Origin of the sequence: Wolbachia endosymbiont of Folsomia candida, from assembly GCF_001931755.2 — a bacterium.
GTDB lineage: Bacteria > Pseudomonadota > Alphaproteobacteria > Rickettsiales > Anaplasmataceae > Wolbachia.
This window is the reverse complement of the sequence record NZ_CP015510.2, coordinates 589,308-602,438: the sequence shown is the minus strand read 5'-3', so window position 1 is coordinate 602,438 and position 13,131 is coordinate 589,308. Positions and strand designations below refer to the sequence as shown.

Annotated in this window: 11 protein-coding genes and 1 tRNA gene; 9 read left to right on the top strand and 3 right to left on the bottom strand. The window is 34.4% G+C overall.

Features of this window, described 5'->3' with window-relative positions:
- The first annotated feature begins 35 nt into the window (after nt 1-35).
- The 4 genes from ASM33_RS02700 to ASM33_RS02685 all read left to right on the top strand — a co-directional run bounded on the left by ASM33_RS02700 (nt 36) and on the right by ASM33_RS02685 (nt 4,581).
- Nucleotides 36-794, top strand: coding sequence for an alpha/beta fold hydrolase (locus tag ASM33_RS02700; protein ID WP_110410466.1), 759 nt, complete (start codon nt 36-38; stop codon nt 792-794).
- Nucleotides 795-1,026: 232 nt separating this feature from the next.
- Entirely contained in the window at nt 1,027-1,905 is an 879-nt protein-coding gene (locus ASM33_RS02695) for a hypothetical protein (protein ID WP_110410467.1), read from the top strand.
- A gap of 38 nt (nt 1,906-1,943) precedes the next feature.
- Complete coding sequence (locus tag ASM33_RS02690) at nt 1,944-3,662, top strand: ABC transporter ATP-binding protein (RefSeq protein ID WP_110410607.1); 1,719 nt, start codon at nt 1,944-1,946, stop codon at nt 3,660-3,662.
- A 145-nt stretch (nt 3,663-3,807) separates the two neighbouring features.
- Nucleotides 3,808-4,581, top strand: coding sequence for an ABC transporter ATP-binding protein (locus ASM33_RS02685; RefSeq protein WP_110410468.1), 774 nt, complete (start codon nt 3,808-3,810; stop codon nt 4,579-4,581).
- A 16-nt stretch (nt 4,582-4,597) separates the two neighbouring features.
- On the opposite strand, the gene ASM33_RS08800 is transcribed toward ASM33_RS02685, so the two are convergent.
- From ASM33_RS08800 to ASM33_RS02665, 3 genes are all read right to left on the bottom strand, one after another.
- Complete coding sequence (locus ASM33_RS08800; protein ID WP_257791012.1) at nt 4,598-5,119, bottom strand: holo-[acyl-carrier-protein] synthase; 522 nt, start codon at nt 5,117-5,119, stop codon at nt 4,598-4,600.
- Nucleotides 5,116-6,393, bottom strand: coding sequence for a proline--tRNA ligase (gene proS, locus ASM33_RS02670; RefSeq protein ID WP_110410469.1), 1,278 nt, complete (start codon nt 6,391-6,393; stop codon nt 5,116-5,118). Before proS ends, ASM33_RS08800 begins: the two co-directional genes overlap by 4 nt.
- 98 nt (nt 6,394-6,491) lie before the next feature.
- A complete protein-coding gene (locus tag ASM33_RS02665) occupies nt 6,492-8,945 on the bottom strand; it encodes a WH2 domain-containing protein (RefSeq protein WP_110410470.1) in 2,454 nt (817 codons plus the stop codon).
- Between the two features lie 265 nt (nt 8,946-9,210).
- Between ASM33_RS02665 and ASM33_RS02660 the strand changes: the two genes are divergently transcribed.
- From ASM33_RS02660 to ASM33_RS02640, 5 genes are all read left to right on the top strand, one after another.
- Nucleotides 9,211-10,650 (top strand): hypothetical protein, encoded by a 1,440-nt coding sequence (locus tag ASM33_RS02660; RefSeq protein ID WP_179947427.1) that lies wholly within the window; start codon nt 9,211-9,213, stop codon nt 10,648-10,650.
- Nucleotides 10,651-10,654: 4 nt separating this feature from the next.
- Nucleotides 10,655-11,263 carry a hypothetical protein gene (locus ASM33_RS02655; RefSeq protein ID WP_110410472.1) on the top strand — a complete coding sequence of 203 codons (609 nt, stop codon included), beginning with the start codon at nt 10,655-10,657 and terminating at the stop codon, nt 11,261-11,263.
- Between the two features lies 1 nt (nt 11,264).
- On the top strand, nt 11,265-12,071 hold the full coding sequence (locus tag ASM33_RS02650; RefSeq protein WP_110410473.1) for a hypothetical protein: 807 nt from the start codon (nt 11,265-11,267) through the stop codon (nt 12,069-12,071).
- Between the two features lie 148 nt (nt 12,072-12,219).
- A tRNA-Thr gene (locus ASM33_RS02645) sits at nt 12,220-12,292 on the top strand.
- A 25-nt stretch (nt 12,293-12,317) separates the two neighbouring features.
- Nucleotides 12,318-13,019: a triosephosphate isomerase gene (locus ASM33_RS02640; protein ID WP_110410474.1), complete on the top strand. Its 702-nt coding sequence runs from the start codon at nt 12,318-12,320 to the stop codon at nt 13,017-13,019.
- Nucleotides 13,020-13,131 lie beyond the last annotated feature (112 nt).

The following is a 13,131-nucleotide window of genomic DNA, read 5'->3' as shown; positions in this document are numbered from 1 at the left end:
AATGAAAAGAGATTAAGAGCATTCATGGAAGCAGTATGGTAGAAGCGTTCAATATCTTACATAATTCAACAAAAAGGATCTATATACTCCTTCATGGAGCATGGCACGCAAGTTGGTGTTGGCATCGTGTTATTCCGATTCTTAAAGAGCAAGGACACAAAGTATTAGCTCCAGATCTTTCTGGTCACGGCAATAACACAGTATCTTTCGAGAATATAACGTTGAAAACATATGTAGATGAAGTAACCAAGTTAATAAAGCTTCAAGATCGACCTGTAATCCTGGTTGGTCACAGTATGTCAGGCATTGTTATTTCTCAATTAGCTGAAAATATACCTGAGCATATTGAAGCACTTATTTACCTTAGTGGTTTTATTCCAGATAACAATGGTTCACTTATTCATGAAGTAGAAAAAGCTAAAATACAGGGAATTGCTAAAGGAGTAATAGTTGATGAATCTAATAATAAGATTACGCTTCAGCTATCTTCTAAAACACAAAAATTATTTTTTAATACTTGTAGCAAAGAAGATGTACATTGGGCAATGAATAAACTCCAAGCTCAACCTTTGCGTCCCTTTGTTGACACAGTTACTCTGAGTCCTAAGAGATTTGGAAATGTACCTAAGTTTTATATCGAGTGTTTAAAAGATCAGGCGATAAGAATAGAAGATCAAAAAAGAATGCATTCTAAAGTTGAAGCAGAAGTTTTTAGCTTAAACACAGACCATTCACCATTTTTGTGCGCTCCACAACTACTCAGTACGTTGTTAATTAACATCAGAGCAAAATAAAGAGAAAGCACACCAAGAATTAAAGGTTAAACAACCCAAACAAGGTATTACAATTGAAAAATTCAAACCCTACTATGGTTGCCAAGTAATACAAGATTATGCACAGTATTTTATCTCCCAATGTTGGGAAATTTGACTTTTTTTCTGTTTTTTCTCATCAATCCAGAATTGCTTATTTACTGTATAGATAACTTAATATACTATACATATTAATATATTAATTAAAATAGTAATGACTAATATAACAAAAGAAAATATAGAAAAGGAGATATTTAAATTTCTCAACAAGGGTGGTGATCGTGAATTTCTTAGATATAGGATTAATAATATCGGTGGAAGTGGGTTTAATAAGGAATTTGTTGATTTTAAAAATACTACTCATACTACAAATAATACAAAAGACACCTGTACTGGTGTGACGGTTAATGTATACCATAACACTAACTCTATTTTAGATGATCCATTTTTTTGGTTATGGTTCAGTAGCAGCATTTCTTATAACAATCATAGTTACAGTGATAGCTCTAGCTCAGGATGTATGGGTGGTGATTGTTCCAGTAATGGAGATGGTGATGGAGCAGAATGCTTCTTAATATTCGTTGTAGTGATATTTTGTACTTGCGTAGTAGCTATTAATGCTTTTGCAACATATAAAATTTGTGAGGCGCTGAGTAAGACAAAAGATAATGGATGTAAAATCTTTTGGGCTGTTACTGCTTTTGCTGTACAAGCTGCTATAGCTGGTGGGCTTATATTTTTTATTATAAAGGCAAATGGAATTTTTGATGAAAAGACGGCTCCGTTATATCAAATGCTTGCTGGTGTTAATGTTGCTATATCTGCCATCGCTTGCCTTGCTTGCTTGTATTTTATCATTGTTGCATTATATGAACGTTATCAAAACAGTGAAATTGCTAAAGAATATGCTGAGTTAGCAATAAAGAATTTTATGTCTATTGATGAAAATTCTTTCAATAACATTCCACCTTCAGGCATAGAAGCTACACCGGAACCTAGTGCTCCACCTCCACCACCAGGATTTATTAATGATGTAACTTCCCAAAATACTTCCAGCTTTAACTGTTCTTATGATGCTTCCTCCTTAAACTAAAATCTATATACTGATTGATAAGACACATAAATAATATGATGCAATCCAGTATTAGGCAGTTATTCTATTATATCAAACCGAATCTATCTTATTTCATCATAGCGTTTATTGCAGTTTTATTTTCCGCATTAACGATTCTTCTGTTTGGCAGAGGCTTGAGCAACATAATTGATTTTGGTACAGAGCACCATTTTACCAACGAATTATTACTTATAGTTTTAGCAATTTCTCTCAGTGCATTTGCTCGGTTATATTTCATCGGAGTTGGTAGCGAAAAAGTTATATCTAGAATCAGGTATGATTTGTACAGCAGTATTACTGATTTACAACCAAGCTTCTTTGAGGACACTGGTGTACAAGATGTCATTTCAGCGTTAATTACTGATACATCTGTACTACAATCAATAATAAACAGCAGCTTACTAACAATATTGCGAAATTTTGTAATATTAATCGGTAGCGTTGTAATGTTATTATATACCAATATAGAGCTAACAGCATATGCAATTTCAATAATACCTATCTTGTTAATTATTATGACCTCACTCGGAAAAAAAGTGCGTAGCTGTGCTCGTTTTTCTCAGGATAAATTAAGTGAGCTTGCGTCACTTAGTGAGGAAAATTTCAGATCTATAGTCACTATAAAATCCTTTGTACTCGAAGAAAACGAAAAAATACGCTTTAAGGAATATTTAAGTTCAGTGTCAAAATCATACATAAAATTAGTGCTCTTGCGCGCTATTTTAGTGACTATTATTATTACATGCGTAGTCGGCTCATTGGTTGTTTTACTCTTTTTTGGAGTTAAAGAAGTCTTAAGTAGTAATATAACTATTGGAGAGCTATCTTCATTTGTGTTTTATTCAGCACTTGCTGCAGGAGCTATAAATAATTTAAGCGATAATATCAGTGACTTACAGCGAGGGCTTGGAATAGTAGAGCGTTTATTTGAATTTAAAAATATGAAAAGCTCTATAGTAGACTCAAGTGACCCTATAAAAATTTGTAATATTCAAAAAGAGATTTCATTTAATAACGTAACATTTTTCTATGAGTCTCAGCCTGATAAGCCAGCATTAAATAACGTATCATTTTCTATAGATGCGGGACAATCAGTGTCAATTATTGGACCATCAGGTAGTGGTAAAAGCACTATTTTAAAACTTCTATTTCGGTTCCATGACCCAAGTGAAGGTAGCGTTACTATTGATGGACACAACATTAAATCAATTGCACTCAGTGACCTCAGATCACTGTTTGGCCTGGTACCACAAGATCACACAATATTTTCATGCTCAATAATGGAAAATATATTATACGGAAAACCTGATGCTGAATATGAAGAAGTAAAACAGGCGGCGATTAGTGCCTACGCTATGGAGTTTATTGATAAATTACCTGATAAATTCGGTACATTTGTAGGAAAAAGAGGATTAAAACTTTCTGAGGGACAAAAACAACGTATTATCATAGCAAGAGCAATACTTAAAAATCCACAAGTCTTAATATTAGATGAGGCAACTTCTGCTCTTGATTATGAAAGCGAGAGTCTCGTTCAAAAAGCATTAGGAAAATTAATGCAAAATAGAACGACAATTGTAATTACACATAGACTATCTACAGCACTTAAAACTGACAAAATTATAGTAATAAATCATGGAAAAGTAGAAGAAATAGGAAGTCATGATACTCTAATCAAAAAAGATGGACTGTATGCAAGACTAGCGAAGGTACAGCACACATATTCTGGAAAATAAATTTTGAAAAATAGGTACGCTGAACATAATAGACCATCTTATAGATAGTTTAATGCCATTAAATTTATGACAGCAAAAAAACATTTCTGCATTTCTCAAGTATAGTGCTATCATATTTAATGAAGTGTTTTAAATTAAGGGATTAATGCTAATTAACAACGTTAGTTATTTTTATAACAATCAAGACGATTTTACTTTAAGTAATATAAACATAAAAGTAAAGAAAGGGAATATTGCTTGTCTATTGGGGCATTCTGGCTGTGGGAAGTCAACAATTTTGAAATTAATTGCAGGAATAGAGAACCCAAAATCTGGAACAATTCTTATAAATGATAGGTTAGTTGCAAGTAATAAAACATTAACTGCCATAGAAGATAGAAATGTCGGGTTGGTTTTTCAACATTCTGCATTGTTTCCTCACAAAACAGTGTTGGAGAATATAGCTTTTGCTATCAAAAATTCTTCTAAGATAGGAAAACGTCACATTGCGCTGGGAATTCTGAAGCTATTTGATATAGAAAAATATGAGAATATGTACCCAAATGTCTTGTCTGGTGGGCAGCAACAACTAGTTGCGATAGCAAGAGCAATGGCACAAAATCCTGATGTTATGTTACTTGACGAACCATTTTCTAATTTAGATATGCTTTTAAAGCGTAGAGTAAGGCAACATATATTGTCGCTTTTTAAAAGAAAAAATATCCCCGTTCTTATGGTAACTCATGATCCGCAAGAAGCATTGGAAGTTGCAGATTTTATTTATGTGATGAAAAATGGTAAGATTATTCAATCAGGAGTTTCTAGCGATATATATCATCAACCCAAAGATGACACGCTAGCAAAGTTTTTTAGCGAACTTTCTTCTACTTTGCAGCTAAGAGAATTTCATCTGAGTGATACACTTGCTGCAAGGAAATAATCAAATTCCTTTTATATTATCCGCAAATTATAACAAAAGCAGTAGCATAGTCCTTATCATCACTGAGAGAAAGGTGGATTGTAGAACTATTATGTATAAAATCTTTGCTGATCTTAATAGACTTCTTTTTAAACTCTACTTCCACGGGCAACTGCGTTGTCGCTTCGGTACTCAAATCCTCATGTATGTCTAATACACTCCGGTTTTCCGTTCCGTGTGCTTCTAGCATTTGTTCCCCAGAAGCAAGTTTCGTCGAAAGAAGTCTAATATACGGCTTACCTCTTATATCGCTGTATATTTCTATATCTTTCATTATAATGCCGTTGCTGAATCCAGTACCAAGCGCTTTAACAAAAGCCTCTTTTGCTGCAAAACGCTTGGCAAAATATTTTGCCCGCATTTCTTGACTATTATACTTTTCACTTATTTCTATTTCTTGTTTAGTATATATTCTGCCCAAAAATTTTTCTCCGTATTTTTGCAATATCTTCGATATCCTTGGTATATACACTATATCAGTACCGATGCCATGTATCATCTTGTGTTAAAGCGGTTTATTACTTCTTCCATCTTCATGTCTTTTACCTCACCTGTTGCTCTGTTTTTCACTTCAACAAGATTCTCGCTTACTGCCTTCTTTCCAACAATTATTTGCCAAGGCAGGCCTATTAGATCCATTCTAGCAAATTTTATTCCCGCACTTTCTTCTGAGTCATCATAAAGAATTTTATTGCTATTAAAAGATTCATATACCTTATTTGCAATTTTTGTACATTCCTCTACTTTTGGTTGTAAGTTAATTAGCCCGATTTTAAAAGGAGCTACTGCTTCTGGCCAGATAATACCTTTATCGTCATGAAAAGCTTCTATTATTGCACCAACAAGTCTTGAAACTCCAATACCATATGAACCCATGTGAATATTGACACTTTTTCCATCTTTTGAAGTAACACTTGCCTTCATAGGCTTTGAATATTTATCACCAAAGTAAAAAATATGCCCTATTTCGATACCTTTACTAATTTTTAGTTGTTCCTTTGGTACATTACAAGTTTCTGGATCGTGCATGTCATCTGCAACTGCATATATGTTTTTCAAACTTTCGATATCTTCACTTTCCATCAGCTCAGAAAATTTATTATCATAGTACAAAGTACTTTCACCGGTATTTGCCAGTATATGAAATTCGTGACTTAAGTTTCCTCCGATTGGCCCAGTGTCTGCTCTCACTCCAATTGGAGTAAGCCCCATACGCTTGAAAATTTTGATGTAAGTCTTATACATCAAATTGTATGAGTTTATTGCACTTTCGTAATCCACATCGAAACTATATGCATCTTTCATCAGGAATTCTCTACCTCTCATGACACCATAACGTGGTCTTACTTCATCACGAAATTTCCACTGAATTTGATATAAACAAAGCGGTAAGCTCTTATAACTTTTTACTATGCCTCTAATCAAGTCAGTGACTACCTCTTCATGAGTTGGGCCAAAAAGCATATCGCTCTGGTGTCTATCTTTTATACGCAGCATTTCTTTGCCGTAATCATCATAACGGCCTGACTCCTGCCAAAGACTTGCAGGTTGTATACAAGGCATTAATACCTCAACGCTACCTGATTTATTCATTTCATCCCTGATAATATCTTCAATGTTTTTAAGCACTTGCATACCAAGTGGCAACCAAGAGTAAATACCAGACGCTGTTTGTTTTATTAAACCTGCACGGAGAGAATATTGATGAGAAATAATTTCAGCACCAACTGGAATTTCCTTTAAAGTTGGCAAGTAATATTGTGATAGGCGCATTATAATAATTCCAATTCATATCAAAAACTCTAATGCAAATTGTTTTCTAGGTAAACTTATTTTAAAGATAAGGGAAGTGCCACGCACTTCCCTTGATATTATACTTTACGGCTTTTTTCTACCACAGGTGGTCTGTTTGTAATAGAATTTCGCCATTCTCCTTTGCGCGCTTTTGGGCCAAATATACTAGCACGAGCATTAATAGAAAAACTAGATGGTTCAACACCATCAACTTCTGTTGCAGGAGGAAACTTAGACTCTGCCTGTACCGTCTGGTTAGCTCCAGCTCCAGTTTTAGTTGGTTTTAAATGAGGAGGCTTTGGTGGCACCGGAGGCCTTTTATGTGAATTTGTCCCATTGCTTGGTGCAGGTGCAGGCACAACTCCAGGTCCAGATGGCGCTTCAGGTGCAGGTGCAGGTGGAACCTGAGGTTTTTTATGTTGCTCACGCTTTTTTGTTAGCACCTTTTGCCTAGGTTGCACAGATGTTGTTTGATCTCCATCATCACTCCAATTGTGTTCGCTATCGGAACCAGAATGTTCTGATTCATTGTCAGAAGCATGCCAAGCATCAAGTGTTGCTCTTAAAGTTTTAGCTAGAGGATCATCATTATCCTTTTTCTCCTGATTCTCAGGAACTTTGTTCAATGTCATTCCTTTTCTTATTTGCTTCATCATATTATCATGATTACTCTCGCCATCAGGTTTCTTCACACCAGCACCTTCACCTAGCGGAGGAGGAGGAGGAGGCGGCGGCGGCGGTGGTGACCCACCACTTGGAAGTGTAGGAGCAGGTGGACTTGTCCCATTGCTTGGTGCAGGTACAACGGTAGGTGCTGGTACAGGTGATGGACCAGTGTTAGATGCATGTACCTGTCGATTCACATTATTGCTAGAGCTATCAGTACTGCCTGATAGGGAATGTGTGTCATCTTCATCTTCGCTATCAGAATCTTGTGTTGCTCGGAATCGTGCTCTCAAAACTGCAGTAGTAATAGGGTTCGAAGCCAGAGCTACCAACCTGGTAGTCTCAGCTATCTTCTTCCTGCTCTCTTGTTTATCAATCCTTGCAGCAAGCTCTTCTGGCGTTTCCTGATTGGCTTCACCATCACTATTTTGTTGCCCATTGCCCTCCGAATTATTATCTGCTTGTAGTGCAGTACTTTTTTTAGTAACTACGTTTTTTCGAGCTTGTAAGTTTTTTGCCAATTCTTTCATCAAATCGGCTTGCCCACCAGAACCAGGTTTCTTTGGCTCTTCTTCTCTCTCAGAAGCTTTTCTCAATGTAGCACCTTTTCTTATTTGGCCAAGTAAGCCAGCACGTACATCAAGTACCACCGCATCTGGTGGTGGAGGAGGTGGTGGTGGCGTACCTGTACCTTTTGCCATTGGTAGCAAAGGAGGAGGCGGTGGCGGTAATGGTGGCAGCCCACCACTTGGAAGTGTAGGAGCTGGAGGTGGTGATAATTGAGGGATTGCTGTACCAAATGTTACCGGAATAGACACAGGTTCTTTTTCTTCCCCATCAACCTCATCATGCCCCACATTATCACTATTATACCCAAACTCTTGCGTTGGCTCTTGAAGTGCAGTATTTTCTTTTAGTTGCTGAGTAGGTTTAGCAAGTTGTTTTCCTCTAGGGTTAACTTTTTTCTCACTACTAACTGCTGACTTAACAAGATATGTTATTGAAATCAACCCAACAACTACAGAAGCAGTAAAAGCTGCAAAAGGAAGAGCAACTCCTCCTATCGAAACAGCACCAGAAATCAATGAAGCAACAGCAGGGGAGTATAGACCAATTACAAAAGATGCACAAGGCAACAAAATTGCAGCTGAATATTTTAATACCTTATCTCCAATTGTCACAGTTTTTTCTATGGTTTGTGTTGCAATATTTCCGGTTGTCACAGTTTTTATGGTTTGTGTTTCGATCTCTCTTGTTGCAGGTTGCTTCTTTATAATAGGATTTAGTGGAGTTGATTGCTCTTTTGATTCTTCATCATCACTCGTACCATTCTTGTTAACCCGTCTCAATTTAATTCCTTCTTGTATTGCTACAAGTAGAGCACCCCTGCCACCACCTTCAGCATTCGCTTCAGGTTTAGCAAAAGGTCTAGGACTCCATTTGCTTTTCGGTTTAATCACAGGAGGAGTATTCGAAAGAGTTGATTGCTCTTTTGATTCTTCATCACTAGGTTGCTCATTACTATTTTCTGCTCCTTTACATCGCTTTGCAATTGCTTTTTGCAACTCAGCCATCATATCACCACTTACTTGAGGTTTAGCGGAAGAACTAGGACTTCCATTACTTGTTCCTATAACAGAAGCACTTTTTGTTTTGTTAGCAGTGCTTAGAGGAGGTGGTGGCACAGTACCAGGTGGCGTGATATTACCAGAAGCCATATGATTATGTGAACTCCAACCTGGAGGAGGCGGTGGTGGTGGAGGTGGTGGCCCAGAACTTGTTGCAGGAGGTGGTGTTACAGTTTTAGCAGCATCTCCAACAGGAGGTTGTAGTGGTATTTCATGATCAACATTAGGAGGACACATTTTTCTTACCTTTATAATTAATATTATATTAATAATAATTAAATTAGTAACTTTTGTCAACTGCAATAAGTTAACAGTTAGAACGATCAATAGGTTTCTCTGACATTTTTATCATAATATCTTGTGATTTACACTAAATATATCAAGAAAATTATACTATAAATTACATTATTGAGGGAGCTTATAATAAATATTCTCCTCTGATGTTTAATGAATTTCAATAAATTATCTTTTTAATTCTAGAATAAGTATCTGCCCTATTAATATGTTTAGTTCAAAATCCAAAAGTAAGTTCATGCTTTCGATTGGAGAAGAAGGCATAATATTACTATATTTTAAAAATAGCACTTTAAATAAAAGATATTTTATTAAAAATAGAAGTGATAAAGCAGTTTCTGATTTAAAGTCGTGTCTTTTATCTGATAAAAAAGCACCGTTATATCTGGTTCTGAATCATATAGATCAAAATTACTCATTACAGTATATTCCAGGAGTAAATAGAATTAGTGCATATCTATCAGCAAAAACAAAAATGGAGCATTTCTCTCGTAATAATGATATAAATTCAGTCTTGCTAATTAGCAAGCCAAATAAGTTTAATCAGAACTGGTGTTATCTTTTTGTCTCATCAAAAGCAAATCATTTAGTGGAATATTGGTTAAATATGTTTGTAGAGATAGGTTCTAACTTTAAAGGAATATTGATGTTTCCCATGGAAATGAATAACGTGGCAAAAAAGATTTTATATAAAGATCCCGATAATTGGAAAATCATAGTTGCTGCAACCAAAACAGGGGGTTATAGGCAAGTGATCCTTAAAGATGATAAAATGGTATTTACACGTTTAATATCGTTTACTAATGATAATCTACCAGGAATCATTGCAGGCGGAATATATCAGGAGGTACAAAATACCATTCAATCACTAACCAAGTTTGGTTTTAAAAAAAACGACTTTATCGATCTTTGTATGATAGTGCCTGAAGATATTAAAGCTAGTTTATCAGTAATAAATTTTTCAGAAAACAATGTGAGCATACTAACTCCATATGAATTAGGCAAATTATTAGGATCAGAATTAGCTATAAGTGAAAAAGATAACTTCTGTGACACCATAGTTTTATTACATAGTTTTACAAACAAGCCCGCAGCTATCTTCAATACAAAAGAGACTAAAGAATTTTTCCTGCTCAATTCCTTTTATTTACACTCCCATCGTATTTTTTTGTGTTTTATTTTTGTTTTATTTGTAGTTAATGTATTCTCCTTACTAAATTTATATTCAGATTTAAATGTTGCTGACGATTTATCAGCAAAGGAGAAAACCTTAAATGGTCAATTAATGCGGCTTAGCCAAAATTATAATATAAAAAAAATAGATGAGATATACGATTTTATAAGCATCAACAACATTTTATCGAAAATAGAATACTCGCCTCTTACACAAGTTCAATATGTAGAAAAATTAAAAGTGTCAAGTGTAGATCTTCAATCCTTTGAGTGGCACTGCAATGAAGCAAAAAATTCTATTACTACAACTTTAAGATTTAGCTTTCAACCTGATCAAAACGTTTCTTGTAAATATGATGAGTTGCAAAAAAAATTAAATAACAATTTTCGTGCTAAGGATATTAATATTTCTAGCTTACCTGCTTCTGAAGAGCAGAATATATTTATTGATGTTGAAATAGGAGAGGCAATGTAAATTGATGACTATTTTGCAACTGAAAAGAAAAACTACAATTCAACTTATATTGTATCTATTACTCTCTGCTCTATTAGTGGCATCATTAGCATATGTTATTATTTATGATAGAGAGGTTTATAATAAAAATCATGGTAATATCGATAAAATACGCTCTATTAACTTACAAATTACTGAAATTCGAAAAAAGGAACTTATCTTAAATAGAAACCTGGACTTATGGAAGAAAATTTCTTCTTCGAATTTACACAGCAGTAGATATGTTGCTAACTTAAACTTTGAGCTTAGTAGACTATATAAAAAATATTATATACTAGAACCTGAAATATCAATCTCTATACCTAAAGAAATTGATATTCATCATAAAAGCAAACGTGCAAAAGTAATAAAAAGCGAAGTGACTCTAAATTTAAGCTCAATCAGCGATAAACATATTTTTTTATTTTTACAATCTGTACCAAGTCTGCCTGGTTATGTTATGATTAAGTCTCTTACTTTAAATAAGGAAAGGAATATTGATGCTACAACTATGAATCAGATTTTAAATGGTAATATGATAGAGATCGTAAGAGCTAACATAGTTTTTGACTGGTATACTATATTAAGCAGATAAGATGAGGATAAAGCTGCTTTTTATTTTTATGCTATTATTTTTGAGTTTTAATGCAAATTGCGGTTGTGAAGGTGTTATAGAAAGCATAGGAATTTGCAAAGAATATTCTTGCAGGCAATATGCTGGTAATGAAAGTTTTATTGAACACAAAATATTAGGATTAAATAGTGAAAACTTATGTGTATATATAGAAAAACGAGGCAATGATGAAATGGTTTGTCATCACTCAGAGTATGGAATGATGATAGAAAAAAAATATTTTGAAAGTATTTTGCAGGAAGAAATCGGTGATCTTACTGACATAACAAACCTGCGTGCAAAAGAGTGTTTTTTTATTACCAATAACAAACAAATTCATACAGATCGTGATGACATAATAAAGGAAGCAGTGGAGAATGATTCTGATGTTCTATCAAAATACCATGATATAAAAAGCATTTTTTTTGATGAAGAACCAGTGAATAGGATGATTGATGAAATGGAAAAGTTTAGCTTGCAATCTTCAAGGACTATAGAAGAAGAAATAACAGATGAGTTCGGTTGTAATGTAGTGAGTTTGGACTCAATTTTATATCTTTCTCCAGATACATGGAAAATATGGGTAAATGGAAAGTTGTTTATAAACACTAAAGATCTCAAGGTGCACTCAGTAACTGAAAATCACGTGACCTTTATATGGGATATAGATAAACAAGCAATAAAAAAACAAGGGAGCGACTCACAAAATGTGTATTTTGGTCATGGCAATGTCATGTTTACACTTTATCCAAAGCAAAAATTTGATTTGGAGAGTTTATCTATCACATGAAGTATGGTTACTAGGATTAGGTTTACCTGGACCAAATTTTATTTTGTATGTTAATTTTATAATTCCATAACACTCTGAAACCGTGCAACTACACAAAAATTAGTTGACTATAATTCACTGATAATTGTATATTATTAACATGTTTAATGCCGGCTTAGCTCAATTGGTAGAGCAACTGACTTGTAATCAGTAGGTTGTCAGTTCAAGTCCGACAGCCGGCACTCTCAATCTATATAAGTAAAGTTGATGTCCTTTTTAATAGTAGCAAATTGGAAGATGAATGGAACACGTTCTTCGTTTATTGACTTTATGGATAAGCTAAACAGCAAGAACAATGAAATTACTTCTAAGCTAGTGATCTGCCCACCTTTTACATCATTTCCTGGCAATATAGAACTGCGTAACAACATTAATATAGGGGCACAGAATTGCCATAATAAAAAATCTGGTTCTTATACAGGTGAAATCAGTGCAGCTATGCTAAAAGAATTAGGATGTACTTACATAATACTCGGGCATTCTGAAAGAATAAATGAAACAGATAATGAAATAAAACTTAAGGCAGAAGCAGCAATAGAGTCTGGTTTACATCCAATTATTTGTATAGGTGAAAACCTAGAAGATTATAAGAATGAAAAAACAAAGGAAGTAATAGAACGTCAATGTAAAAATCGTTTACCAACACATGGTGAATACACCATAGCGTATGAGCCAATATGGGCAATAGGCACAGGTAATATACCAAGTAATGATGCAATTGCTGAGGTAATAAAATTTTGTGCTAGTAAACAACGCATTATATATGGTGGCTCAGTAAATTTAGAAAACATAGAGAATTTGTTAAATATCTCAAATTTATCCGGAGTTTTAATCGGTAGTGCAAGTTTGGACTTTGATCATTTTTATGGAATTGTACAAAAGGTTGAGAAGAGAAAGTATAACATATAGTAAGTGACATAATTTTTGGGCTACTAGCTACTTGAAATGTGCCGGGCAGTCTCTGTAGATGTTTTCATAACCTTTGCTTCTATAAAAAACCTTTACTTAACATATAATGTAT